The organism is Bradyrhizobium sp. CCGB20 (genome assembly GCF_024199855.1).
Classification (GTDB): domain Bacteria; phylum Pseudomonadota; class Alphaproteobacteria; order Rhizobiales; family Xanthobacteraceae; genus Bradyrhizobium.
This window is the reverse complement of sequence record NZ_JANADN010000001.1, coordinates 88,573-113,782: the sequence shown is the minus strand read 5'-3', so window position 1 is coordinate 113,782 and position 25,210 is coordinate 88,573. Positions and strand designations below refer to the sequence as shown.

Annotated in this window: 19 protein-coding genes; 10 read left to right on the top strand and 9 right to left on the bottom strand. The window is 66.3% G+C overall.

Annotation, left to right across the window (positions count from 1 at the left end):
- Positions 1-240: 240 nt before the first annotated feature.
- The 10 genes from rpsA (at position 241) to NLM15_RS00415 (ending at position 10,385) form a co-directional block, all read left to right on the top strand.
- Positions 241-1,950, top strand: coding sequence for a 30S ribosomal protein S1 (gene rpsA / locus NLM15_RS00460; protein WP_254114702.1), 1,710 nt, complete (start codon positions 241-243; stop codon positions 1,948-1,950).
- 400 nt (positions 1,951-2,350) lie between these two features.
- Positions 2,351-3,331 carry a signal peptide peptidase SppA gene (sppA, locus tag NLM15_RS00455; RefSeq protein WP_254114701.1) on the top strand — a complete coding sequence of 327 codons (981 nt, stop codon included), beginning with the start codon at positions 2,351-2,353 and terminating at the stop codon, positions 3,329-3,331.
- Between the two features lie 172 nt (positions 3,332-3,503).
- Positions 3,504-3,809, top strand: a complete 306-nt coding sequence (locus NLM15_RS00450; protein WP_007598410.1) for an integration host factor subunit beta — start codon at positions 3,504-3,506, stop codon at positions 3,807-3,809.
- Between the two features lie 71 nt (positions 3,810-3,880).
- Positions 3,881-4,273, top strand: a complete 393-nt coding sequence (locus tag NLM15_RS00445) for a lipopolysaccharide assembly protein LapA domain-containing protein (protein ID WP_254114700.1) — start codon at positions 3,881-3,883, stop codon at positions 4,271-4,273.
- Positions 4,274-4,339: 66 nt separating this feature from the next.
- Positions 4,340-5,011 carry a phosphoribosylanthranilate isomerase gene (locus NLM15_RS00440; RefSeq protein WP_254114699.1) on the top strand — a complete coding sequence of 224 codons (672 nt, stop codon included), beginning with the start codon at positions 4,340-4,342 and terminating at the stop codon, positions 5,009-5,011.
- Positions 5,008-6,225 (top strand): tryptophan synthase subunit beta, encoded by a 1,218-nt coding sequence (gene trpB / locus NLM15_RS00435; RefSeq protein ID WP_254114698.1) that lies wholly within the window; start codon positions 5,008-5,010, stop codon positions 6,223-6,225. Before NLM15_RS00440 ends, trpB begins: the two co-directional genes overlap by 4 nt.
- Entirely contained in the window at positions 6,222-7,058 is an 837-nt protein-coding gene (gene trpA, locus NLM15_RS00430; RefSeq protein ID WP_254114697.1) for a tryptophan synthase subunit alpha, read from the top strand. The genes trpB and trpA overlap by 4 nt, the downstream gene beginning before the upstream one ends.
- Before the next feature lie 173 nt (positions 7,059-7,231).
- Positions 7,232-8,173 carry an acetyl-CoA carboxylase, carboxyltransferase subunit beta gene (accD, locus tag NLM15_RS00425; RefSeq protein ID WP_254114696.1) on the top strand — a complete coding sequence of 314 codons (942 nt, stop codon included), beginning with the start codon at positions 7,232-7,234 and terminating at the stop codon, positions 8,171-8,173.
- Positions 8,170-9,513 carry a glutamate ligase domain-containing protein gene (locus tag NLM15_RS00420; protein WP_254114695.1) on the top strand — a complete coding sequence of 448 codons (1,344 nt, stop codon included), beginning with the start codon at positions 8,170-8,172 and terminating at the stop codon, positions 9,511-9,513. Before accD ends, NLM15_RS00420 begins: the two co-directional genes overlap by 4 nt.
- A 131-nt stretch (positions 9,514-9,644) precedes the next feature.
- The gene (locus NLM15_RS00415; protein WP_254114694.1) at positions 9,645-10,385 is read left to right on the top strand and encodes a metallophosphoesterase; all 741 of its coding nucleotides are present in this window, start codon (positions 9,645-9,647) and stop codon (positions 10,383-10,385) included.
- Between the two features lie 65 nt (positions 10,386-10,450).
- Here NLM15_RS00415 and trxA read toward each other — a convergent pair whose 3' ends face one another.
- The 9 genes from trxA to coaBC form a co-directional block, all read right to left on the bottom strand.
- Positions 10,451-10,771 carry a thioredoxin gene (gene trxA / locus NLM15_RS00410; protein ID WP_008540017.1) on the bottom strand — a complete coding sequence of 107 codons (321 nt, stop codon included), beginning with the start codon at positions 10,769-10,771 and terminating at the stop codon, positions 10,451-10,453.
- Between the two features lie 67 nt (positions 10,772-10,838).
- Positions 10,839-14,348: a double-strand break repair helicase AddA gene (gene addA / locus NLM15_RS00405; protein WP_254114693.1), complete on the bottom strand. Its 3,510-nt coding sequence runs from the start codon at positions 14,346-14,348 to the stop codon at positions 10,839-10,841.
- A complete protein-coding gene (addB, locus tag NLM15_RS00400) occupies positions 14,342-17,488 on the bottom strand; it encodes a double-strand break repair protein AddB (protein WP_254114692.1) in 3,147 nt (1,048 codons plus the stop codon). Before addB ends, addA begins: the two co-directional genes overlap by 7 nt.
- Before the next feature lie 224 nt (positions 17,489-17,712).
- A complete protein-coding gene (locus tag NLM15_RS00395; protein ID WP_254114691.1) occupies positions 17,713-18,435 on the bottom strand; it encodes a nucleotidyltransferase family protein in 723 nt (240 codons plus the stop codon).
- 147 nt (positions 18,436-18,582) lie between these two features.
- Entirely contained in the window at positions 18,583-18,900 is a 318-nt protein-coding gene (locus NLM15_RS00390) for a PilZ domain-containing protein (protein ID WP_254114690.1), read from the bottom strand.
- Between the two features lie 88 nt (positions 18,901-18,988).
- Positions 18,989-20,557 carry a tRNA (adenosine(37)-N6)-threonylcarbamoyltransferase complex ATPase subunit type 1 TsaE gene (tsaE, locus tag NLM15_RS00385; RefSeq protein WP_254114689.1) on the bottom strand — a complete coding sequence of 523 codons (1,569 nt, stop codon included), beginning with the start codon at positions 20,555-20,557 and terminating at the stop codon, positions 18,989-18,991.
- Positions 20,554-23,058, bottom strand: a complete 2,505-nt coding sequence (locus NLM15_RS00380) for a PAS domain-containing sensor histidine kinase (protein WP_254114688.1) — start codon at positions 23,056-23,058, stop codon at positions 20,554-20,556. Before NLM15_RS00380 ends, tsaE begins: the two co-directional genes overlap by 4 nt.
- A 190-nt stretch (positions 23,059-23,248) precedes the next feature.
- A complete protein-coding gene (gene dut, locus NLM15_RS00375) occupies positions 23,249-23,707 on the bottom strand; it encodes a dUTP diphosphatase (protein ID WP_254114687.1) in 459 nt (152 codons plus the stop codon).
- Entirely contained in the window at positions 23,704-25,155 is a 1,452-nt protein-coding gene (gene coaBC, locus NLM15_RS00370; protein WP_254114686.1) for a bifunctional phosphopantothenoylcysteine decarboxylase/phosphopantothenate--cysteine ligase CoaBC, read from the bottom strand. The genes dut and coaBC overlap by 4 nt, the downstream gene beginning before the upstream one ends.
- Positions 25,156-25,210 lie beyond the last annotated feature (55 nt).

The following is a 25,210-nucleotide window of genomic DNA, read 5'->3' as shown; positions in this document are numbered from 1 at the left end:
CCCGCTCCCGCTCTTTGAGGTCGATACCCCCGGTCCCCCGTTTGGGCTCGGCGAGATCCAGGCTCCGGACACAGATTTCAACGTATCGAACGCGCGGGCCTCAGCCGGCCCGCTTCCGCTGTTCCGCCGCAAGGCCGGAGCAGCGAGCGGTCGCTCGAAGGTCTTGCGGACCTTCCGACACTGCGCGTGCGATGCGCCCATGAACCCAACGGCCGGCATACTTCCGCAACTGGAGAACAAATGGCTTCGACTTCTGCTGATACCTACAGCCCGTCGCGTGACGATTTCGCCGCGATGCTCGACGAGTCCTTCGCAGGTGGCAACCTGCAGGAGAGCTCCGTCGTCAAGGGCAAGGTGGTTGCAATTGAAAAGGACATGGCCGTCATCGACGTCGGCCTGAAGACCGAGGGCCGCGTCGCCCTGCGCGAATTTTCCGGCCCCGGCCGTGACAGCGAGATCAAGGTCGGCGACGAGGTCGAAGTGTTCCTCGATCGCATCGAGAACGCCCTCGGCGAAGCCGTGCTGTCGCGCGACAAGGCGCGCCGCGAAGAGAGCTGGGGCAAGCTCGAGAAGGCGTTCCAGAACAACGAGAAGGTCAACGGCGTCATCTTCAACCAGGTCAAGGGCGGCTTCACCGTCGACCTCGACGGTGCCGTGGCCTTCCTGCCGCGCTCGCAGGTCGACATCCGTCCGATCCGCGACGTTGCGCCGCTGATGAACAACTCGCAGCCGTTCCAGATCCTCAAGATGGACCGCCGCCGCGGCAACATCGTCGTGTCCCGCCGCACGGTTCTCGAAGAGACCCGTGCCGAGCAGCGTCAGGAGCTGGTGCAGAACCTCGAAGAGGGTCAGGTCATCGACGGCGTGGTCAAGAACATCACCGATTACGGTGCGTTCGTTGATCTCGGCGGCATCGACGGCCTGCTGCACGTCACCGACATCGCGTGGCGCCGCGTCAATCACCCGACCGAGGTGCTCTCGATCGGCCAGACCGTGAAGGTCAAGATCATCAAGATCAACCACGAGACGCACCGCATCTCGCTGGGCATGAAGCAGCTGCTGGACGATCCGTGGCAGGGCATCGAAGCCAAGTATCCGCTGGGTGCCCGCTTCACCGGCCGCGTCACCAACATCACCGACTACGGTGCGTTCGTCGAGCTCGAGCCGGGCATCGAAGGCCTGATCCACGTCTCCGAGATGTCGTGGACCAAGAAGAACATGCACCCCGGCAAGATCGTTTCGACCTCGCAGGAAGTCGAAGTGCAGGTGCTGGAAGTCGATTCCGTCAAGCGCCGCATTTCGCTCGGCCTCAAGCAGACCATGCGCAACCCCTGGGAGGTCTTCGTCGAAGGTCACCCGACCGGTTCGGTGGTCGAGGGCGAAGTCAAGAACAAGACCGAGTTCGGTCTGTTCCTGGGCCTCGAGGGCGACGTCGACGGCATGGTCCATCTCTCCGACCTCGACTGGAAGCTTCCGGGCGAGCAGGTGATCGACAACTACAAGAAGGGCGACATGGTGAAGGCCGTGGTGCTCGATGTGGACGTCGAGAAGGAGCGCATCTCGCTCGGCATCAAGCAGCTCGAAGGCGACCCCTTCGCCGAGCCGGGCGATGTCAAGAAGGGCGCGGTCGTGACCTGCGAAGTGCTCGAAGTGAAGGAAAGCGGCATCGAGGTGAAGATCACCGGTACCGACTTCTCGACCTTCATCAAGCGCTCGGAGCTCGCGCGTGACCGCAACGACCAGCGCGCCGAACGCTTCGCCGTCGGCGAGAAGGTCGATGCCCGCGTGATCCAGTTCGACAAGAAGGCCCGCAAGGTCCAGGTGTCGATCAAGGCGCTCGAAGTCGCCGAAGAGAAGGAAGCCATCGCGCAGTACGGCTCCTCCGATTCGGGAGCGACGCTCGGCGACATCCTCGGCACCGCGCTCAAGAACCGCGGCGACAACAAGTAAGCGGGACGCTTCGTTTCGCGAGACATCAAAGCCCCGGCGTAAGCCGGGGCTTTTTTGTTGCGGCATCCTCAACCGTCGTCCCGGACAAGCGCAGCGGAGCGGAGCGCCGATCCGGGATCCATAGCCACAGGGCGTGGTTTGGCGAAGACAGGTCGTGAAAGAGTCTTCCCGCGGTACTCACATCCGACGCTCACCGACGCATCACGCGGTATGGGTGCCCGCGCCCCGTGCGCAATTGCGCACTAGGCGGGGACGACAGCGAGGGTGTGGCGCGCCCCGGCTCTCACCCCGGTCACAGCCTTGTTTTCTTCAAAATGCGCCGCAATTGATGTATCCAGATAAGCCAATGGTCACGCTGTGACGGCACAACGCATCTGACCTTTTATTTGGAGATATTCCGATGTCGCTCGATTCGGACATCATCGTCGATCGCCGCAGGATTCGTCGCAAGCTGACGTTCTGGCGCGTGATGGCCGCGCTGATCGCGATCGCGGCGATCGCGGGCTTCGCGCTGGTCGCGACACCCGGTGCGCGCGGCACGTTCGCATCCGCCGGCTCGATCGCGCGGGTCCAGATCGACGGCCTGATCCGCAGCGACTCCGATCGCACCCAGGCGCTGGAGCGGCTGGAGAATTCGCAGGCCGCCGCCGTCATCATTCACATCAACTCGCCGGGCGGCACCACCGCCGGCTCCGAGCAGCTCTACGACTCGCTCGTCCGGCTGAAGGCGAAGAAGCCGCTCGTCGTCGTGGTCGAGGGCCTCGCCGCCTCCGGCGGCTACATCACGGCGATCGCCAGCGACCACATCATCGCCCAGCAGAGCTCGCTGGTCGGCTCGATCGGCGTGCTGTTCCAGTATCCCAACGTCACCGAGCTGCTGAAGACCATTGGCGTCAAGGTCGAGGAGGTCAAATCCTCGCCGCTGAAGGCCGCACCGAATGGTTTTGAGCCGACCAGTCCTGAGGCGCGCGCCGCGCTCGATGCGCTGGTCAAGGATTCCTATGCCTGGTTCAGGGGATTGGTGAAGGAACGGCGTGGCATGGATGACACGCAGCTCGAAAAAGTCGCCGACGGTCGCGTCTTCACCGGACGTCAGGCGATCGATCTCAAGCTGATCGATCAGATCGGCGACGAGAAGACCGCAGTGACCTGGCTGGTCGAACAGAAGGGCGTCAAGAAGGGGCTCACCGTCCGCGATTACAAGCTCCAGCCTCGCTTCGGCGACCTGCCGTTCCTCAAGACGGCGGCCGCCGTGACGCTGGAAGCGCTTGGTTTAGGCTCGATTGCGCATCAGATCGGGCAAACCGGCGTCGCACAGGCCGTCGATCGGTTCGGCATGGATGGAATGCTGGCCCTGTGGCAGCCGGCTGCGTCAAACTGAGCGGAACCAAGCGAGTTTCCGACGCTTTTCCCGTCTGGCGGGTGGTGGGGCAGCCCGCTTTTTCGGCATTTGTCACGTATTTTCGCGACGCTCAACCTTCATTTAGCGTCTTGACAGATCACGGTATTTTCACGGAAATGGTCATCCGCACGCTTCCGGGTCAATTCTCTCGATGATCAAATCCGAACTTGTTCAGCGTATCGCCGAGCACAACCCGCATCTGTACCAGCGGGATGTCGAGAACATTGTGAATGCGATTCTCGAAGAGATCGTAGCGGCTCTCGCGCGCGGTGATCGCGTCGAGTTGCGCGGCTTCGGTGCCTTCTCGGTCAAGCATCGCCCTGCACGCGCAGGGCGCAATCCGCGCACCGGCGCCCATGTGCCGGTCGATCAGAAGAGCGTTCCGTTCTTCAAGACCGGCAAGGAAATGCGCGAACGGCTGAATCGCGACCATCCGGATCCCGGCGCGCCGGACTGAGACCGGCGTCAGGGTTTCCCGCGGCCGCGAGAGATGCGGCCGGCAGCTTGATTCAAGGCGAGCGAAGCGAGATGCGAAAGTTCCTGACCGCGCTGATCGTGATTCCGCTGGGCCTGATCCTGGTGACCTTCGCCGTCGCCAACCGGCATTTCGTCACGGTCTCCTTCGATCCCTTCATGACGAACGATCCGTCACTGTCGGTGACGTTGCCGCTGTTCCTGCTCCTCATCCTGGTGGCCGCCCTCGGGGTTCTGGCCGGCGGTTGCGCGGTCTGGTTCGGGCAGCGGCGGTGGCGGCGGGCGGCGCGCCGGAATGATGCGGACGCGCGGGCGGCCCGAACCGAATTGGCCGACCTGCGGGCCCAGGCGGCCGCAGCAAAGCCCGCCTCCCAGCGCCTCCCCGTCCCCTCCGGGGTGGGCCTTTACGGGCCTATCGGGCGAGACAAGCAGCGCGCGACGTTGTAGAAGCGGCCGCAACCGAAAACCCTGTTTTCCGGCCGCCGATCCGCGGCCTTCACCTGCTTTGAGACCATGTCCCTGCTCGTCAAAATCTGCGGCCTGTCCACGCGCGAGACGCTCGAAACAGCGCTCGACGCCGGCGCCGACATGGTGGGGTTCGTGTTCTTTCCGCCGTCGCCCCGGCATGTCTCGCTGGAAGTCGGCCGCGAGCTCGGCCGGCAGGTGGAACGGCGCGCGCTCAAGGTCGCTCTCTCGGTCGATGCCGATGACGCGACGCTCGACAACATCATGGATGCGTTGTCGCCGGACATTCTCCAGCTCCATGGCAAGGAGAGCGTGGCGCGGCTGCGCGACATCAAGCAGAAGTTCGGCCGCCCGGTGATGAAAGCGGTGCCGGTCGCAACCGCGGCCGATCTCGCCGTGTTGCCCGGCTACGCAGAGGTTGCCGATCGCATCCTGTTCGATGCGCGCGCGCCGAAAGACGCGACCCGCCCTGGCGGCCTCGGTGCGGCCTTCGATTGGCATCTGCTCGAAAACCTGGAACTGAAGCTGCCATATATGGTCTCGGGCGGACTTGATGCCCGGAACGTCGCCGAGGCTCTTCGCGTCACGCGCGCCGGCGGCGTCGATGTCTCCTCCGGTGTCGAGAGCGCCTCCGGCGTCAAGGATCCCGAGATGATCAAGGCTTTCATTCGCGCCGCGCGCGCCACCCAGGATGCAAATCAAGAGTTGAGCGTTCGATGAACATCGCCAAACCAAATTCCTATCGCAGCGGTCCCGACGAGCGCGGCCATTTCGGCAATTTCGGTGGGCGTTTCGTCGCCGAAACCCTGATGCCGCTGATCCTCGATCTGGAGAAGGCTTACGCCGCGGCCAAGGCCGATCCCGCATTCCATGCGGAGATGAAGGGCTACCTGAGGGACTATGTCGGCCGCCCGTCCCCGCTCTATTTCGCGGAGCGTCTCACCGAGCATCTCGGTGGTGCCAAGATCTATCTCAAGCGGGAAGAGCTGAATCACACCGGTGCGCACAAGGTGAACAATGTGCTCGGCCAGATCATGGTCGCGCGCCGCATGGGCAAGAAGCGCATCATTGCCGAGACCGGCGCCGGCCAGCATGGCGTCGCCACCGCGACGCTGTGCGCGCGGTTCGGCCTGGAATGCATCGTCTATATGGGCGCGGTCGACGTCGCGCGACAAGCCCCGAACGTATTCCGCATGGAGATGCTGGGCGCCAAGGTGGTTCCGGTGCAGTCGGGCACGCGCACGCTGAAAGACGCCATGAACGAGGCGCTGCGTGACTGGGTCACCAACGTGCACAACACCTTCTATTGCATCGGCACGGTCGCGGGGCCGCATCCCTATCCGATGATGGTGCGCGACTTCCAGTGCATCATCGGCGAGGAGACCAGGACGCAGATGCAGGAGGCCGAAGGCCGCCTGCCGGATTCGCTGGTCGCCTGTATCGGCGGCGGCTCCAACGCGATCGGGCTGTTTCATCCCTTCCTGGACGATCCCTCGGTCGAAATCTTCGGCGTCGAGGCGGCGGGTCACGGGCTGACGCAGCTGCATGCAGCCTCGATTGCCGGCGGCCGCCCAGGCGTGCTCCACGGCAACCGCACCTATCTGCTGATGGATGCCGATGGCCAGATCCAGGACGCGCATTCGATCTCGGCCGGTCTCGACTATCCCGGCATCGGCCCCGAGCATTCCTGGCTGCACGAGATCGGCCGCGTGAACTACCTCTCTGCGACCGACGACGAGGCGCTTGATGCCTTCATGCTGCTGTCGCGCCTCGAGGGCATCCCGCCGGCGCTGGAATCCGCGCATGCCATCGCCAAGGTCATGGAGCTCGCGCCGAAGCGGCCTAGAGATCATCTGATGGTGGTCAACCTCTCCGGCCGCGGCGACAAGGACATTCCGCAGATCTCGGAAATTCTGAAGGGCAGGAAGCAGTGACCACTCGTATCGACACGCGTTTTGCCGAACTGAAGAAACAGGGCCGCGCGGCCTTCGTCACCTATGTGATGGCCGGCGATCCCGATCTCGCGACGTCGCTCGAGATCGTCAAGGCGCTGCCCAAGTCAGGCTCCGACGTCATCGAGCTCGGCATTCCCTTCACCGATCCGATGGCGGATGGTCCCTCGATCCAGGCTGCGGGTCTGCGCGCGCTCAAGGCCGGCATGACCTTGAAGAAGACGCTGGACCTCGTGCGCGACTTCCGCAAGGACGACAACGCCACGCCGCTGGTGCTGATGGGCTATTACAATCCGATCTACATTTACGGCGTCGACAAGTTCCTGGCTGATGCCAAGACGGCCGGCGTTGACGGCCTGATCATCGTCGATCTGCCGCCGGAGGAAGACGACGAGCTCTGCATTCCCGCGCTGAAGGCGGGCCTGAACTTCATTCGCTTGGCGACCCCGACCACCGACGACAAGCGCCTGCCCGCGGTGCTCGCGAACACGTCGGGCTTTGTCTATTACGTCTCCATCGCCGGTATCACCGGTGCAGCGGCGGCGGATGCGAACGCCGTCGGCGAAGCCGTCGCGCGCATCAAGCGGCATACCAAGCTGCCGATCTGCGTCGGTTTCGGCATCCGCACGCCGGAGGCGGCGCGCGCCATCGCCGAGACGGCCGATGGTTCGGTGGTCGGCACCGCGCTGGTCGATGCGCTCAAGAACAGCCTCGATGCCGAAGGGCGGGCGACCGCCAAGACCGTTAACGCCGTCGCTGAGCTGACGGCGGCCCTGGCCCAGGGCGTCAAGGGCGCGCAACAGGCGGCGGAATAGGCCATAATTCCGCTTTAGCTCTTTAGTTTGAGCATGATCTTGTCGGAAAACCGCTTCACACTTTTCCGGATCATGCTCTAACGCGGACGACACGGCGACTTGCCGGGCAAAGGTCCGGCCGCCATATATCCCTTCAGGCGATCCCTGCGCGGGGTCGCACATCGGAGCAAACCATGAACTGGCTTACCAATGTGGTCCGGCCGAAGATCCGCAACATGCTGCGGCGGGAGACGCCGGAGAATCTGTGGATCAAATGCCCGGATTCCGGGCAGCTCGTGTTCTACAAGGACGTCGAGGCCAACCAGTTCGTCATCCCCGGCTCGAACTACCACATGCGCATGGGCGCGGTGGCGCGTTTGAAGTCGATCTTCGACAACGAGACCTGGTACGACGTTGCGCTGCCCGACGTCACGCCCGATCCGCTCAAGTTCCGCGACGAGAAGAAATATGTCGACCGCATTAAGGATGCGCGGGCGCGCACCAATCTGAACGACGCGATCAAGGTCGGCTACGGCAAGCTCGAGGGCGCCGCCGTCGTCGTTGCCGTGCAGGATTTTGATTTCATGGGCGGCTCGCTCGGCATGGCCGCGGGCGAGGCCATCGTGCGCGGGCTCGAGCTCGCGGTCGAGAAGAAGTCGCCGTTCATCGTGTTCGCGGCCTCGGGCGGCGCGCGCATGCAGGAAGGCATTTTGTCGCTGATGCAGATGCCGCGCACCACCGTCGCGGTGCAGATGCTGCGCGAAGCGAAGCAGCCCTACATCGTCGTGCTGACCAACCCGACCACCGGCGGCGTCACCGCGTCCTACGCGATGCTGGGCGACGTGCAGATCGCCGAACCCGGTGCGCTCATTGGTTTCGCTGGCGCCCGCGTCATCGAGCAGACCATCCGCGAGAAGCTGCCGGAAGGCTTCCAGCGTGCCGAATACCTGAAAGAGCACGGCATGGTCGACATGGTCGTGCATCGCCACGAGCTACGCCCGACGCTGGCGCGGCTCTGCCGCCTGCTGACCAAGGCGCCGGCGCAGGAAAGCGCATCGAAATCGGTGCAGCCGGTCGTCAGCCCGGCGCAGATCGTATCGGCGGCTGAGACGGCGCCGGCTGCGCCCCACGCGTGAACGCGTCCCCCGACAGCGCAAAGCCGCCGCTCGATGAATTGATCGGGCGGCTGTCGGCCCTGCACCAGAAGCGCATCGATCTCGGGCTCGAGCGGATGCACCGCCTGCTCGAGCGGCTCGGCCACCCCGAACGCAAGCTGCCGCCGGTGATCCACATCGCCGGCACCAATGGCAAGGGCTCGACGCTCGCCTATCTGCGCGCGACGCTTGAAGCAGCCGGCCTGCGCGTCCACGCCTACACCTCACCTTATCTGGTCCGCATCAACGAATGTTTCCGGCTCGGCCGCGTCGGCGGTGGCGTGCTGGTCGGTGACGACGAATTGCGCGCGGCACTGGAAGAGGTCGAGCGCGTCAATGCCGGCGAAGCCGCGACCGTGTTCGAGCTGAAGACCGCCGCCGCCTTCCATCTGTTCGCGCAGAACCCTGCCGATGTCGTGCTGCTCGAAGTCGGCCTCGGCGGCCGACTGGATTCGACCAACGTGATCGACGCGCCGGCGGCCTGCGTGATCACGCCTGTCAGCATGGATCATATGGACTTCCTCGGCGATACGCTGACGTCGATCGCCGGCGAGAAGGCCGCGATCATCAAGCGCGGCGTGCCCGTGATCTGCGCCGAGCAGTCACCGGAGGCCATGGCGGTGATCGAGGCGCAGGCCAAGCGCATGCGCGCGCCGCTGTTTGCCGCGAACGAGAGCTGGCACGTCAATGTCGAGCACGGGCGCCTGGTCTATTCCGACGAGCGCGGCCTGATGGACCTGACGGCGCCGCGCCTGTTCGGCCGCCACCAGTTCGACAATGCGGGTCTTGCGATCGCGACGCTGCGGGCGATCCCGACCTTCAAGATCAACCAGGCGGCATTCGAGGCCGGCATCGTCGGTGCCGAATGGCCGGCGCGGATGCAGCGTATCACCGCGGGCGAGCTGCTCGCTTTCGGCCCGCAAGGCTCGGAGATCTGGCTCGATGGCGGGCACAATGCCGAAGGCGGGCGCGTTGCGGCGGCCGCGCTCGGCGATCTCGAAGAGCGGGTGTCGCGGCCGCTGGTGGTGATCGCGGGCATGATGGCCAACAAGGACGCGGGCGGCTTTCTCGCCAATTTCGCTGGCCTCACCCGTCACATCATCGCGGTGCCGATCCCCGACACCGAGGCCGCGATGCCGGTCGATCGCCTCGCGGATGCCGCGCGCAGCCTCGGCATGCGCGTCGAGACCGCCCCCGGCATCGAAGCCGCGCTGCGCGCTTTGGCGAAGCTCGCCTACGAGGTGCCGCCGCGCATCCTGATCACCGGCTCGCTCTATCTGGCCGGGCATGTGCTCGGGCTCAACGGCACGCCTCCTGCATAGTCGGCCTCGTGTCCCGGACAAGCGCAGCGAAGCGGAGCGCTGAGCCGGGACCCAGAATGCCGCCACATGGGCCCCGGCTCAGCAGCGCACCGTTTCACGCTGCGCCGCGTCCGGGGCAAGAGAGGATGCCCATGCGTTTTGCCGCGATTGCCGACGTCCACGGAAACTACCTCGCGCTGGAGGCGGTGCTCGCCGACATCCGCGCGCTCGGCATCGCCGACATCGTCAATCTCGGCGACATGCTGAGCGGCCCGCTCGATGCGCGGCGGACCATCGAGATCCTGATGGAGCTCGACGCGGTGCACGTGCTCGGCAATCACGACCGCTATCTGCTCGACCGTCCGGCGGAGAAGATGGGCTCGTGGGACCGCCCCGCGCACGCACAGCTCAATGAAGCGCAGCTCGACTGGCTGCGCGCGCAGCCGATGACGCGGGTGTTTCGCGACAAGGTGTTCCTCTGCCACGCGACGCCCGAGAACGACGAAATCTACTGGCTCGACACCGTGCATTCGGACGGCACGGTGGCGCTATCGCTACTCGACCGCATCGAGCAGTTCGCGCAAAGCGTCACGCAGTCGCTGATTCTCTGCGCCCACACCCATCTCGCCCGCGCCGTGCGGCTTCGCGACGGCCGGCTGATCGTCAATCCCGGCAGCGTCGGCAGCCCCGGCTATCGCGACACGCACCCGTTTCCCCATGTCGTCGAGGCCGGCACGCCGCACGCGCGCTACGCCATCCTCGAACTGGCTGATGGTGAGTGGCAGGTGACGTTCCGCAACGTCGCCTACGACCACGAGACCATGGCCGCGCTTGCCCGCCGCAATCATCAGCCGGAGCTGGCGAATGCGCTCGCGACGGGCTGGATCAAGTAGGGCAAAACAAAGCGGCCGGCGTTTCGCCGGCCGTTGCAGAATTCGCTAGTTCGTCGCGCCGCGGATCAGACCGCCGACGTGATCCACTGCTGCAGCTTCGCCTTCGGCGCGGCGCCAACCTGGCGGGAGGCCATCTCGCCGCCCTTGAAGATCATCAGGGTCGGGATCGACATCACGCCGTACTTGGACGCGGTCTTCGGGCTCTCGTCGACGTTGAGCTTCACGATCTTGACCTTGTCGCCCATCGCACCGGCGATCTCGTCGAGGGCGGGCGCGATCATGCGGCAGGGGCCGCACCACTCGGCCCAGAAATCGACGACCACGGGGCCGTTCGCCTTGAGCACTTCGGCTTCGAAATCGGCGTCGGAAACCTTGCTAACGGCCATTGGAGTACCTCACTCGGTTGAAAGAATCGGCGCGGATGGGAATCGCGCCCGGGATCATGGCGTCAACCTATGAACGGCCCCTTGCCGGGTCAAGGTCGCTCACACCGAGATGAAGGGATGCCAGCGCCGCGTCCAGCGCGGGGGCTGAAATCTCCATATATTCAAGGGCCTCGGTCCAGAGCAGGACCGCGCGGATCGGCTTTTGGGGATAAAGCCGCGCCAGCACCGCCCGGTACAGCGCAAGCTGCCGGACATAGGTGGCGGGCGCTGCGGCCGCGCTTGTGGGCGCCGCCTGGTTGGTCTTGAAATCGACGATCAAGACCTCGTCCGGACGAACGACCAGCCGGTCGATCTGCCCCGAGACCAGCGCCGGCGGCCGTCCCGGCCGGTCGAGTTTGCCGACGATGGCGACCTCGGCCCGGCTGCCGGCGGCAAACACAGGCGCAAAGCGCGGCTCGGCGATCAGGGCGAGCACCTTGTCGGCCAGTGCGGTCCGGTCGGCCTCAGGCCAATCCGAGGCGTTGCGCGCCATGAAACCGAGCGCGGCCTCGCGCCGGCGCTCGGCGGCGATGTCGGGCAGGGATTGCAGCAGCCGGTGCACCAGCGTGCCGCGCTGGAGCGCCAGCGCGCGCGACTGGACCGATTCGCCGGTTCGCACGCTGCGGCCTTCCTCGGCCGCCTGGCCGGAGGGGCGCACCGGATCATCCTCGATCATTTCGCGCGGCGCCGGCGTTCGCAGCCAGTCCGGCAGCACGATCGATTGGTCCACGGACGCCGCCGGCGTGCCCAGCGCCGCGACGTCCTCGGGACGGGCAAACCGGGTCACCTTGCCGAGCGGCGTCTCGATCGTCTCTTTGTCCAGACCCGAGCCGGTGAGGCCGGTGTCGACGAGGTCGTACCAGCTCAGCTTGCGCACCGTCTTCATGTTGCCCGGCATGCAGCCGCCGATGATCAGGCGGTCGGCCGCACGCGTCATCGCGACATAGAGCAGGCGGCGATACTCGTCCTCGGTCTCATCGATCATCGCCTTGCGTGCGTCGGCGACGGGCTTGGGATCGTCGGCCTTGCGCCCGGCCCAGACCACGACCTCGCCGCCATTGCCGCGCGGTACATGGATCAGCCGGACTCGCTGCGAGTCCGCGGGCGAGGACGTCGTGTCGACCATGAACACGACGGAGGCCTCGAGGCCCTTGGCGCCATGCACCGTCATCACCCGCACCTCGTCGCGCGAGATCTCCATGTCGCGCTTCACCTCGGTGTCGGCCGAGCGCAGCCAGGCCATGAAGCCTTGCAGCGAGGCCGGCGCCTTGCGCTCGTAGCTCAGCGCCAGCTCCAGAAACTCGTCGAGGGCATCATTGGCCTCGTGACCGAGCCGGCGCAGGATGCGCGCGCGGCCGCCGTCGCCGCCGAGCAGCCAGGCGTAGAATGCGAATGGCGTCTCCTCGCGCGCCCGCGTCTCGCAGGCTTCCAGGCGTCGCAGCACGGTCGCGAACTTCTCGCTTCCAGCCGCATGCTCGCCGAGTGCACGGCGCAGCGATCCCTTGCGGCCATGGGCCAGCTGAAACAGATCGTCGTCGTCGAGACCGAACAGCGGGCTCTTCAGCGCCACCGCGAGCGCGAGATCGTCCTGCGGCAGCAGCAGCGCGTCGGCGAGATTCATCAGGTCGATGATGCCGATGTGCTCGGTCAGCTTCAGCCGGTCGGCACCGGCGACCGGCACGTTGGCGTGCTTCAGCGCCTGGATCACGGCGTCGAATGCATTGCCGCGCCGGCGCACCAGGATCAGCATGTCGCCGTAGCGCAGGGGGCGGCGCTCGCCTTCGTGTCCCGTCAGCGTCCCGCTCTCGACCAGCCGCTTGATCTCGGTCTGGATGCGACGCGCGAGCTTGACTTCAGGGCTGGTGGCGGCGACGCCGTCGAACGGCGCGCGCCAACCCTCGATCTCCTGCCTGTCGTCCGCGACGGCCAGATCCCACAGCTCGATCACGCTCGGACCTGCATCGGCGAGCGCATTGTGCAGGGGATGGCCGATCTCGACCGAATGGATGCTCTTGTAGATCTCCTGCTCGCGGAAGACGTGGTCGACGGAGTGCAGGATCGCCGCGCCCGAGCGGAACGAATAAGTGAAGGCGACCGGGTCGAATTTCAGGCCGGCCGCCGTGAACTTGCGATGCAGCTCCCGCTTGCGAGCGTCGAATTCATGGGGGTCGGCCCCCTGGAACGAGAAGATCGACTGCTTCTCGTCACCGACCGCGAAGACGGTGCGGTTCAACCCCTCGCGCGCGCCTTCTCCGGCCGTGAACTCCGAAATGATGTGCGCGACGATGTCCCATTGCCGTGGGCTGGTGTCCTGGGCTTCGTCGATCAGGACGTGATCGACGCCGCGGTCGAGCTTGTAATGCACCCAGCCCGAGGCGACGCGGTTGAGCATCGCCAGCGTCTTGTCGATCAGGTCGTCATAGTCGAGCAGGCCGCGCTCCTGCTTCTCGCGGCGGTAGTTTGCCGCGGCGGCCGTCGCGATATGCAGCAGCGCCGCGGTGCGGTCGCGCATGGTCACCGCACGGCGCTTCTCGATCAGGCCACTGAGACGCTGCGCCTCGTTCTCGAACAGACGGGCGACGGATGGATTGTGCTCGCCAAATTTCTTGGTCAGCACTGCCTTGCGCGGCAGCTTTTCGTCGGTGAGGAAGACGCAGAGATAGGCATCGACCTGCGCGCTGCCGGAAAAGACCTTTGCCTCGCGGAGCCGGCTGGCCTGGTCATTATCGGACTTGCTGCCGTCCTCCAGCGCAAAGGCAATGTCGTCCCAACGCGAGCGCGGCAGGAACGGGCCGTCGAGAATCTCTGTCTCGACGTCCTCGATGCGGTCGCTCGCATCGACGCCCAGAACGGCCCCCATCTGCTCGGCCGCGGCGCCGGCGTTGCCGGCCTCGTCGGTCCAGGCCATGAAATGGTCGCGGCTGAGACAGGCCTCGCGCACGACCTCCTTGAAGGTCACGTCGGCGGCGCTCGCCATCGCGGTCAGCAGCGCGCGGCCGGTGACGGTCTCCGGATCGCGCGCGGCCTCCAGCAGCACCTTCAGATTGGCGCGCTCCATCATGTCGGTCTGGTCGCGCTCGTCGATCACGGCAAAGCGCGCCGGCACGTTGGCCTCGAACGGGAATTGCTGCAGCAGGCGCGTGCACAGCGCGTGGATGGTCTGCACCTTCAGCCCGCCCGGCGTCTCCAGTGCGCACGCGAACAGCTTTCGCGCCTCGCGCCGCAGCTTTGCACTGGGGTGCGGGATGCCGACGGCGCGGATCGCGGCATCGAGCCCGGTATCATCAAGCGTCACCCAATGGCCAAGCGTGGTGAACACGCGTTCGGCCATGTTGGCGGCGGCGGCCTTGGTGAAGGTGATGCAGAGGATCTTTTCCGGCGGCACGCCCGACAGCAGCAGGCGGATCACGCGCTGCACCAGCACGTGCGTCTTGCCCGAGCCGGCATTGGCCGACACGAAGGCCGACGCGGTCGGGTCGGACGCGCGCGCCTGCCTTGCGCGCACTTCATCCGGGATGGGGCGCGGCAGCTTCACCATTCCTCGATCCCCAGGCCGCCGGCCGCAGACCATTCCTTGATCCGGGCGAGGTCGTCATAGGTGCCGTAGCGGTTGGTCCACATCGGCAGGTTCAGCGAGGTGTACGCCTGATTCTCGTCGTCGAAGGCGCGGATCAGGGCCTCGAGCTTGGCCCGTGCTTCGGCGGCGGCCGTGTCCGGCGGCTGCGGCTCGTCGCCCTGCTTGAACTTCAGTTCGAGGATGCGCTCCTCGCCCGGCGGATTGTTGCCGCTGAGGCGCACATAGACGAGCTGGCTGACGGACGCACCGGCGTCGATATCGGGGAAGCCGCCCTCGCGCAGGATCGCCGCTTCCAGCGTGAGCTGCGGCGACAGGCCCATGCGGACCTGCTTGCCGGTCGGCGGCTGGCCAGTCTTGTAGTCGAGAATGGCGTAGCCGCCGCCCTGTCGCCGCTCGATGCGGTCGGCGCGGGCGGAGAGCTTGAAGCTGCGCTCAGGGTCGAGCATGATCGAAATCTCACCGCGGGTCTCCGCGGCGATCGACTCGATCGCATCGCGCCGCACCGTCTCCCATTCGCCGAACCAGCGCGCGATACGCTGGAAGCGCGGCCACCACAGCGCCCGTGCTTCAGGGCGCTCCATCAGCGGCGCAAAAAACTTCTCGCCGATCGCGCGCAGCACGCGGGCGGGATCGTCGGGCAGACGCGAAGCATAGGTCTCCGTGAACTCGCCGAGTGCATCGTGGATCGCCGAGCCGCGGTCGGCGGCGGACAGCGGCATGTCGACGGGATCGAGCGCGGCGAGCTTCAGGATGCGTTTGGCGTAGATTGTGTAGGGATCGCGCAGCCAGTCCTCGATCTCGGTGACCGACATTGTCAGTGGTCGCGTCGCGCGCGGCGGCCGCGGCTCGGGCTGCTTGATCGGCTTGACCTCGGCGGGCTGGTCGAGCGCGCCCGCGAACTGCACGTATTTTTCGCCGGCGCGGATGGCCGCCTTCCAGAGATCGGCGCCCGCAACCGCCTCCAGCCGGTGCAGGAAGCGCGAGGCCACCGCCGGCGCGCCGCCGGCCTTGGCGGAATGGGTGAGGATGACTTCGCCGCCGCCGAGCAGCTGCGCGAAGTCGTGCGCGGAGAGGCCGATACGGCGCTCCGGAAGATCGAGGCCGAGCTCGTGCCGCATCGGCCGGCTGAGCCAGGGATCGATGCGCGGCGCCGGCGGCCAGACGCCTTCGATCAGCCCGCCGACGATGATTCGGTCGGCCTGCATCAGACGCGATTCCAGCGGACCATAGATCTGCAGCCGCGCGCCGGGCTTGTCCCGCCGCCGCACCGCGCGGTCGCCGAATGCGGTCTGGAAGACGTCCGGGTAGTCCGGCAGCGGCACCATCAATCCGCTGGTCGTGCCACCGCGCAGCAGGTCGTCGAAGGCGGCAGCGAGTGCGAGGCCCTCGCGGTCCTCGAAGGCGAGCGGGATGCCCTGCTCGTCGCGCGACAGCTCGATCATGATCTCGCGATGCCGGTGCGCAAGCTCGGCGAAGTCGAATGGCCTTGACGATGCGAGGCTCTCGATCGGCGCCAACGCCTTCTGCAAGACATCGACCAGCGCCTGGATGCGGTCGAGGTCCTCGGCCTTGAGACGCGCGCGCGGCTCGGCCTTGTGGAGCGCGGAGACCTCGCTGCGCCACAGCTTTGCCAGCTCCTCGCGGAAACGATTGAATTCGCGCAGCAGGCCGCCCGTGCCCGCAGGCGGACGCGTGCCACGCAGGACCGCAAGCTCCAGCCCCTCGATCGCAGCCTTCCATGCGCCGGGCGGCCGGCCGAGCCGGCACAACGGATGTTTCAGCATGGCGAGCAGCGTCGGCGGCTCCAATCCCTTGGTCGCAGCTTCCGCGGCGAGCCGCGCGAAAACACCGGCCGATGTCTCCATCAACACGTCGCCGCCGGAATCGTCGAAGGCGAGATCCCATCGCGTCAGCGCGGCCATCACCCGTCGCGCCAGTGCGCGATCCGGCGTCACCAGCGCTGCCGATTTGTCGAGATGCCGCGCCTCGCGCATCGCGATGGCGATCGCGAGCGCTTCCATTTCAGGGTTGGGAGCTTCGACGACCGCGAGGTGATTCATGCCGCCTGCGATCTTCGCGGCGACGTCAGGCTGCTTCAGCCGATCGTGCCAGACTTCCGTCTTGGCCGATGGCCGCATCGATTCGGATGCGAGCAGGTCGCGGCCGCCGCCCGCCGGCGGCTGGAGGATCTCGACGTCGCTGCGCTTGATGCCGAAGCGATCCAGCAGCGAATGCATGGCATATTGCGGATGGTTCGAGGCCGGATGCTCCGCGAACTTGCCGAGCGAATCGCGCACGCCGCCGATGGTGCGCCAGGCGTCGTCGTCGAGATCGGTGTCGAGCCCCGGCAGCACCACGGCGCCGTGCGGGAGCGATGCGACCGCATGCAGGAATTTTGCGGTGGCCGGCATAGAGCCGGTCGAGCCGGCCGCGATCACGGGGCCATGGGGATGCGCGGTCAGCCGTTTTGCTTCTGCGGCGATCAGGAGATCGCGCCGCGCCGCGGGCTCGATGCGGTTGATCTCCGCGAGATGACCGGGCCAGGCAATGCGCGCGATGCGCAAAAATTCGAGCGAGTGCTGCCAGTAGCGATCGAGGTTATCAGGCACGAGGCCGTCGAGCGCGCTCCAGTCGACGCCGCGCGTGACCATGTCGTCGATCAGGCGGGCGAGGTCGCCGGCCAGCGCCAGCGTCGAGGCGGGACCGCCGACCACCAGAGGCGACAGCACCGGGCCCTTGGCCCAGGCGGCGACGAGCTGCGCCAGCGTCAGCCGGCGTTCGAGCTCGCCGAGCCGCGGCGGGATGTCGAGCGGCGTTGTGCCGGAGAACTGCTCGCCTTCGTCGGCGAAAGCGAGCTCGTCCTCGTCGATGTCGCCGAGCGCGACGATGCGCGGCAGCACGACCGCGTCCGCCTTCATCTCGTCGAGAAAGATCTCGCGCACGACGCGCATGGCGCGGCGGGTCGGCAGGTACAGCGTGGCGTCGGCAAGCCGCGCCGGTTCCTTGCGCGCCTCGAATCCCTCGACCAGCCGGCCGTCCAGCAGGGCCGAGACGATCGTGCGCAGGAACGGAACTGAGAGGGGAACGCTGAAAACGCGCATGGGCTGCCTGATTCGGGAATCACGGCAATATAGGGAGGCGAACGCGAATGGTCATGGGGAGGCGCGGGGTCTTTCCCCGCTGTTCGCGGGGCGAAAACAGGTGCCGTAGGGTGGGCAAAGGCGCGAGAGCGCCGTGCCCACGACGTCTCTCAGTGAGTTCTTCAGCTTGATTTGGTGGGCACGCTTCGCTTTGCCCACCCTACGGCACCGTCTTCGAGGCTAGCTTACGCCACGCTCTCCAGAAACGCCTCTTCCGCGGCATGCACCGCGTCGGGCGTGCCGACATGCATCCAGACGCCGTCGAGGCGGAGGCCGAACAGCCGCTCCTGCTCGTTGGCGCGGTCGAACATTTTGGTCAGCGAGAACTCACCCTGCGGTGCGTCGGCGAAGATCGAGGGCGACAGGATCGCGGCGCCGGCATAGACGAACGGGACGACCTCTTTTTCCTTGCGCTTGCGCAGGGCGCCGTCGGGCAGCATGCCGTAGTCGCCGCGGCCGCTATAGCCGATGCTGGTCGCGGTCGGCGCCATCAGCAGCAGGATGTCCATTCGCGCGGGGTCGAAGTTTTCGGCAAGCCGCGCCAGGTTCGAGCGTACGCCGTCGATCCACAGCGTGTCGGAATTGACGTGGAAGAACGGCGCATCGCCGAGTAGCGGCAGCGCCTTGACCACGCCGCCACCGGTGCCGAGCACCTGGTCGCGCTCGTCCGAGATGGTTACGCGCGGATGCTGGCGGGATGCGGTGTGATTGATGATCTGGTCCGGCAGATAGTGCACATTGACGATCGCCTCGGTCACGCCGGCGTCGCCGAGCTTGTCGAGCACATGGTCCAGCAGCGGCTGGCCAGCCACCGGCACCAGCGGCTTCGGCATCTTCTCCGTCAACGGACGCATGCGCAGGCCGAACCCTGCGGCGAGCACCATGGCTTTGGTCGGATTGACGGACATCGTTCGCTTTCTCAGACTCGTCTTTCTCGGAAGCTTGACTCAGAAGAAGTTCGCGTTGCAGCAAGCCTAGCACGGACCGCAATCAGCCGCACCGCGTCTTAACCGCCTTAATGACCTGCCGTGACGGTTGTACGACGGGTGTTGCCGTCACGCCCCGACGGATGTGGGACGCGCCTTTTTCTTCTTGTCGCCGAGCTTGAGGAAATTGACGCCGATCTGGTCACCATTGACCCAGGCCAGTTCGCAGCGCCGGTAAGCAAGTCCCGTCGACGACAGCAGGAGAAAAAATTCCTTCAGATGCAGGCCTTCGACCGAGCCGTCGATGGTCAGCTTGGCGCCGCTTTCGGAGACGTCCTCCATGGTGCAGTCGCGCCGCCAGGTGCCGTCGATTCCCATCATCTGGGCCGGAATCCCGCGCTCGAAAACAACCCGGTTGTTGCCGCGCTGGTCCGTCTTCACCGCCATCTGCCCTGCTCCAGCCCCGTCATTGTCCGGCTGCCTGCGGGCCATGATACCAATGCGATGGCTAACAGCCGGTAAATCGGGCCGCGAATCAGGCTTGCAGAGGCGCTTGGGACGTTTCTTGGGGCGTTTCCTGGGGTGCCTCTTGGGGCGGCGGGACGTTGGCGAGATACCAGTCGCGCAAGGGGCCAAGCGCCGGATGCGCCAGCGAGCGCTGGAGGTAGGTCCAGATCCGCGGCTGGTGACGCAGATAATGCGGCTTACCGTCGCGGCGGTTGAGGCGGGCGAAGGTGCCAAGCAGGCGTGTGTTCCGCTGCGCCGACATGATGGCGTAGAGCTCGGCGAAGCCGGCCGGATCGAAGCTCGCATCATCCGCGCGGCGCGCCTTGATGTAGCGCGACAGCAGCGTCAGCTCGAGGTTTTCGGGCACATCGATGCGGGCATCCTGGAGCAGCGAGACGACATCGTAGGATCGCGGTCCGAGCACGGTGTCTTGGAAGTCGATCACGCCGACGCGCGCGATGCCGGCGCGGTCAGCGAGCCAGATCAGATTGGGCGAGTGGTAGTCGCGGATGATCCAGCTCTTCGGCGCGGCCAGCGGCTTCTTCAGCAGCTCGCGCCACATCGCGAAAAACTCTGCGCGCTTCTCCTCGCTCAGCGGCGCATTGCGGTCGGGCAGATACCATTCTGGCATCAGCCCGATCTCGATCAGCAGCGCCTCGGTGTCGAAGACCGGAATGGCGTAAGTCTGGTCCGCCAGCGGCAACGTCTCCGGCAGCGTCTTGCCGTGCAGCGCGGCCAATGCGTCGGTCGCGGCCTCATAGCGCTCGGCGATCGGGCGCGGTGGATCGCCTTCGATCACGCCTTCGCTGCCAAAATCTTCGGTGATCAGGAAGCCGTGGTCGAGATCGGAGTGATGGATCGCGGGCGCGGAGATGCCTTGCGCGCGCAGGCCTTCGTCGATGGCGACGAACGGTTTTACGTTCTCGGCAAGATGCACCGCGGCGCTGTAGGATTTTCCGCCGTACATCGCAGCGCCGTCGGGCCGCTGCGGAAAGTTCATGAGGATGACGATCTCGTCGTCGCGCAGCAGTCGCGCGTAGGAGCGGGTCGAGGCATCGCCGGCCATGCGCTTGCGCGTTGCATCCATGTAGCCGGATGTATCGAGGAAGTCGCGTAGCGCCTTCAGCCGCGCAATAGTGGCGGCGGCCTTGCCATGACCGGTGATGTCGGCGGCGCGTGCATTCGAGCCCAGCGCCGGCCGGTGCGTCAGCGCGATGTCGATGCGGTCTTGCGGCATCGCCGACGGCGCGCGCTCCGGCCATTCGATCAGGACGAGCGTCGCATCGGGGAGCGGCGACAGGCCGATCTCCTCGAGCTCGCTCTCGTTCTCGACCCGGTAGAGATCGGCATGCACCACCGGAAACGGCGGCAGCTCGTAACCCTGCACCAGGGTGAAGGTCGGGCTCGGGACTTCCAGCGCCTCGTCGCCCGCGAGATAGCGGATCATGGCGCGGGCGGCCGCGGTCTTGCCGGCACCGAGATCGCCGGTGAGGGTGATGACGTCGCCGGGGCCGACCAGCAGGGCGAGATCGGCCATCAATTGCGCGGTCGCCGTCTCGTTGACAAGCGCGACGGAGAATGTGGTTGGTTCAGTCATTCGGCGGCGTCGCGATGCGCCGCCTGGTCGGTCGGGAAATCGCAGATCACGACCGTGCCCCGGCCGACGATCGAATCCACCCGCACCTTGCCGCCATGCAGCTCGACGAAGGAGCGCACCAGCGACAGGCCGAGCCCGGCGCCGCGGTGACGCGACCCCTGCGAGCGGCTTTCGAACCAGTTGAACACCTTGTCCTTCATGTCGGCAGGTATTCCAGGCCCGGAATCTGTCACAGTGAAGACCACGCTGCGTTCGGTGCGCCGCGCGCTGATGCCGACGGTGGAATCCTGTGGAGAAAACCCGACGGCGTTGGCGAGGAGGTTATAGAGCACCTGCACCACGCGCTTCTCGTCGCCGACGAAGCTGCCGACATCGGGCGCGATCTCGACCTTGAGGCGGATGCGGTCGGTGGCAAGACGGTCCTGGATGCCCTCGGCGGCGAGCTCGATGGTCTTGCTGACGTCGACCGGTCCGAGTTCCAGCTTCATGGCGCCGGCGTCGATGGTGGCGAGATCCAGGATGTTGTTGGTCAGCGCCAGCAGCGCATTGGTCGATTTGGTGACGTAGTCGAGATATTCGGCCTGTTTCGGCGTCAGCGGCCCGGTGGAGGGATCGCTGAGGAAATGCGCGAAGCCGATGATGGTGGTGAGCGGCGAGCGCAACTCGTAGGAGACGTGGTGGACGAAATCCACCTTCATCTGGTCGGCAGCCTCCAGCGCCTCGTTGCGCTCGCGCAGCGCACGCTCGACGTTCTCGGTGTCGGTGATGTCCTGGAATGTCAGCATGGTGGCGCCGTCATGCAGCGGCCGGATCATGCCGTCGAGCACGCTGCCGTCCTTGCGCTCCAGCTTCAGCGGCACGTCGGCGCGGCTCTCGATCGAGGTGACGGCCTCGCGGATCTGGCGCCAGACCACGGGGTCGTCGAACAGCTGATGGCACCAGCCTTCGACGGTCTGGATGTGTGGCTCGTCGCGCATGGCGTCGCTCGACAGCTTCCACATCCGGACGAAGGCCGGGTTGAACAGCTGCGCCTTGCCGTTGCTGCCGAACACCGCGACGCCCTCGGCGAGGCTGTCCAGCGTCTCGCGCTGGACGCGGATCATGCCGTCGAAGCGGCGGGCGAGCTCGAGGCTTTCGGTGACGTCGTCGAACAGATAGGTGACGCCGCCTTCCGGATTCGGCGTGGTGACGACGGAGAGCGCGCGGCCGTCGGGCAGGTACCAGGTGTCCTTGGCGGTCTCGACCGCGCGATAGGCGTCGTGCAGCTTGGCCTTCCAGGCGCGGAAGTCCGGCTGCTCCGGCAATTTGCGCGCGGCGCGGAGCTGGTCGAGCACGCTGGAATCGTCGGGATTGGCGTCGAGGAAGGTGCGATCGAGGTCCCACAGCCGGCGGTAGGAATCGTTGTAGAAGGCGAGCCGGCGATGGCCGTCGAACACGGCGACGCCCGACGAGAGCTGGTCCAGCGTGCGGCGATGCGCCTCCGCCATCCGCACCAGCGCCGAGCTCAGCGCATCCGCCTCGCTGGCGTCGATGGCGACGCCGACATTGCCGCTGCCGACCTTGACGGCGCGGACGTCGTACATGCGCCGCTCGCCGCCGATCACGATCGGCAGCCGCGAGGCGAAATTGGCCGCGTCCTTCAGGCCCCGCTCCATCGCGGTGCGGTCGGCGCTGTCGAGCAGCTCGAGCTTGCGCTCCTGGGCATCGGTGACGCTGTTCGCCTCGGTCGCGCGCACATAGGCCGGATTGGCGTAGGCCAGGGCGCCGTTCTCGGCCTTGGCCCAGATCGGCCAGGGCGCGGCGGCGGCAAAGCCGCGCAGCATCTCGGTCTCGTCGGCGAGCGCCTTGTAGCGCAGATTGGTCTCGGCCAGATCGCGCCGGAGTCCGGAGAGTTCGCGAATCCGGACAATGGCCTGGCCGCCGATGGCGCGGCCGATGGCCTCCAGCGTGTGGCCGTGCGCGGTGGTCAGCGTCAGCTGGAACCCGTCGCCGCGATCACGCAACGCATCGACCGCGTGATCCATCTGGAGCGCGGGTTCCGGCGGCAGCCATGTTCCGAACGCGAGCACGCGCTGCGGGGAGGAATCGCGCGGCAGCACCATGGAGAAGTCGCCGGAGATCTGCGCGCGATTGTCGCCGGCCGGCCAGGAGATCAGGATCTGCGGCTCGGCGAACAGCAGCGCGCCGAAACGATCGGACTGGAGTTGCAGTTCCCCAATTCGCGCGCGCAGCCGCGCCTCGTTGTTCGCCGTGCGCACGCGTGTGCGCATCAACAGGATCGCGGCCACGACCGAGAAGCCGAGCAGCGCGAGCGCGGTGGCGAGCACCGCAAGTTCCTGCCGGTTGAAGTCCAGCATTATGGAAAGAGTGTCGACGAGGTCGGCAGCCTCAGCCGGCGCAGCCGGCAGCAGCGCCGCGAGGGCGCCTCCCAACAAGCCGTTGCGCACGAGCGATGTGCACGACAGCAGCGTCCGACGCATCGACACGATCACGCCTGACATAGTTGCCCCAAGATCGCACGGATTTGCACGCGGCGACCCCCGCCGCGCGCGAATCAAAAGACAATACCCCCACCGCGACTCCAGCGGTAAGAGTCCAGATCGTGAACGCAAAGGCGGTCCCACAAAAATGCCGGGGCGCGGTTCCAACCCACGTCGTTCTTCGGGATGATTCGGCTGGAATTATCGTGCGTTAGCGCCCGGTCGAGCCGAAGCCGCCGGCGCCGCGATCGGTTGCGGACAATGTCGCCACGGGAACCAGCGCGGCCTGCACCACCGGTGCAATCACCATCTGCGCGATGCGCTCGCCGCGCTTGACCACGAAGGGCGTTGCGCCGTGATTGATCAGGATCACCTTGATCTCACCGCGATAGTCCGCATCGATCGTGCCGGGCGAGTTCAGCACGGTGACGCCGTGCTTGGCGGCAAGTCCCGAGCGCGGTCGCACCTGGGCCTCGTGCCCGGGCGGGAGCGCGATCGCGAGGCCCGTCGGCACCAGCGCATATTGGCCGGGGGCGAGCGTCATCGGCTCGCCGTCCGGTACCGCGGCCATCAGGTCGAGGCCTGCGGCCTCGGCGGTCTGATAGACCGGCAGCGGCAGGCCCTCGGCATGACCCAGGCGTTGCAGTTCGACCGTGACTTTCGTGCTCAAGATGCCGGCTCCCGGGATTTGCCGGTCACGCTTCTAGCGACATGCGCGACCAGTTCGATGGCGACCTGTTCCTTGGTCATCACCGGCCAGGAATCAACTGCAATCTCGCCGTCCTCCTCACCCTTCTTGCGGGTTATCAGGTGCACGGTGTTGCGGTCGCCGCCCATCACGCCGGTGGCCGGCGAAACGTCGTTGGCGACGATCCAGTCGCAGCCCTTGCGGGCAAGCTTGGATTTGGCGTTGTCGATGAGATGCTCGGTCTCGGCGGCGAAGCCGATCACCAGAGGCGGGCGGTTGTCGGTCAGCTTCGAAATCGTCGCCAGGATATCGGGGTTTTCGACCAGCTGAAGCGGTGGCATGCCGGCCGAGGTCTTCTTCAGCTTCTGCTCGCCCTCACTGGCAACCCGCCAATCGGCGACCGCGGCGGCGAAGATCGCGATGTCAGCCGGAAGCGCCGCCTGCACCTGCTCCAGCATCTGCCGCGCCGATTCCACATGCTTCACGGTCACGCCCTGGGGATCGCCGAGATCGACCGGGCCGCTCACCAGGATCACCTCGGCGCCCGCGGCCTGCGCGGCGGCGGCGATGGCAAAGCCCTGCTTGCCGGAGGAGCGGTTGGCGATGTAGCGCACCGGGTCGATCGGCTCATGCGTCGGGCCCGCGGTGATCAGCACGCGCTTGCCGGCAAGCGGGCGCGGCACCGGCGGCCGCAGCAGCCGTTCGGCGGCGGTGGCGATCTCGATCGCCTCGGACATGCGGCCGATTCCGGCTTCGCCCGCCTCGGCCATCTCGCCGGAATTCGGGCCGATCAGCACCACGCCGTCACGCTGAAGCTGCGCGACGTTGCGCCGGGTCGCCGCGTTGTTCCACATCAGCGGATTCATCGCCGGCGCCAGCAGAACCTTGCGGTTGGTCGCGAGCAGGATGGCGCTGGCGAGATCGTCGGCATGGCCGTTGGCCATCTTCGCCATCAGGTCGGCGGTCGCGGGTGCCACCACGATCAGGTCGCAGTCGCGCGCGAGGCGGATATGGCCGGCGTCGAACTCGCTCTGGGGGTCGAACAGGTCGGTGTAGACGCGCTCATGCGACAGCGCGCTGACGGCCAGCGGCGTGACGAATTGTTGCGCCGCCTTGGTCAGCACGCAGCGGACCTCGACGCGGCGCTCCTTGAGCCTCCGGATCAGGTCGAGCGACTTGTAGGCCGCGATCCCGCCGCCGATGATCAGGGTGACGCTGGCCTCGGGGAGGGCGCCGGTGCGCTGGGAGACAGGGGCCGGAGCGTGATCTGGGGGCGCCGCCATCGGCGTCAGCGGCTCCTCGTGGCCCTGGATCAGCTCGCCCAGGATGATGCGGACCTCTTCCTCGACCGACCTGCGGTTCTTGGCCGAACGCAGGCGCAGATAGGTTTTGACGCCCTCATCGAGCTTGCGGATGGTCAGGCTTGCCACGACGCCCTCCAGCACGGAATGATAGCGATGCTATCATCCGCATGATTGCAGTGCA

Bases quoted from the DNA above. Each gene is read 5' to 3' on its own strand.
- NLM15_RS00450 (WP_007598410.1), top strand. From the start codon at position 3,504: ATGATCAAATCCGAACTTGTTCAGCGTATCGCCGAGCACAACCCGCAT.
- NLM15_RS00395 (WP_254114691.1), bottom strand. From the start codon at position 18,435: ATGTCCGTCAATCCGACCAAAGCCATGGTGCTCGCCGCAGGGTTCGGC.
- trpB (WP_254114698.1), top strand. From the start codon at position 5,008: ATGAACATCGCCAAACCAAATTCCTATCGCAGCGGTCCCGACGAGCGC.
- NLM15_RS00380 (WP_254114688.1), bottom strand. From the start codon at position 23,058: ATGTCAGGCGTGATCGTGTCGATGCGTCGGACGCTGCTGTCGTGCACA.
- tsaE (WP_254114689.1), bottom strand. From the start codon at position 20,557: ATGACTGAACCAACCACATTCTCCGTCGCGCTTGTCAACGAGACGGCG.
- trxA (WP_008540017.1), bottom strand. From the start codon at position 10,771: ATGGCCGTTAGCAAGGTTTCCGACGCCGATTTCGAAGCCGAAGTGCTC.
- addB (WP_254114692.1), bottom strand. From the start codon at position 17,488: ATGCGCGTTTTCAGCGTTCCCCTCTCAGTTCCGTTCCTGCGCACGATC.
- sppA (WP_254114701.1), top strand. From the start codon at position 2,351: ATGTCGCTCGATTCGGACATCATCGTCGATCGCCGCAGGATTCGTCGC.
- NLM15_RS00445 (WP_254114700.1), top strand. From the start codon at position 3,881: ATGCGAAAGTTCCTGACCGCGCTGATCGTGATTCCGCTGGGCCTGATC.
- rpsA (WP_254114702.1), top strand. From the start codon at position 241: ATGGCTTCGACTTCTGCTGATACCTACAGCCCGTCGCGTGACGATTTC.
- NLM15_RS00440 (WP_254114699.1), top strand. From the start codon at position 4,340: ATGTCCCTGCTCGTCAAAATCTGCGGCCTGTCCACGCGCGAGACGCTC.
- accD (WP_254114696.1), top strand. From the start codon at position 7,232: ATGAACTGGCTTACCAATGTGGTCCGGCCGAAGATCCGCAACATGCTG.
- NLM15_RS00415 (WP_254114694.1), top strand. From the start codon at position 9,645: ATGCGTTTTGCCGCGATTGCCGACGTCCACGGAAACTACCTCGCGCTG.
- NLM15_RS00390 (WP_254114690.1), bottom strand. From the start codon at position 18,900: ATGGCGGTGAAGACGGACCAGCGCGGCAACAACCGGGTTGTTTTCGAG.
- addA (WP_254114693.1), bottom strand. From the start codon at position 14,348: ATGGTGAAGCTGCCGCGCCCCATCCCGGATGAAGTGCGCGCAAGGCAG.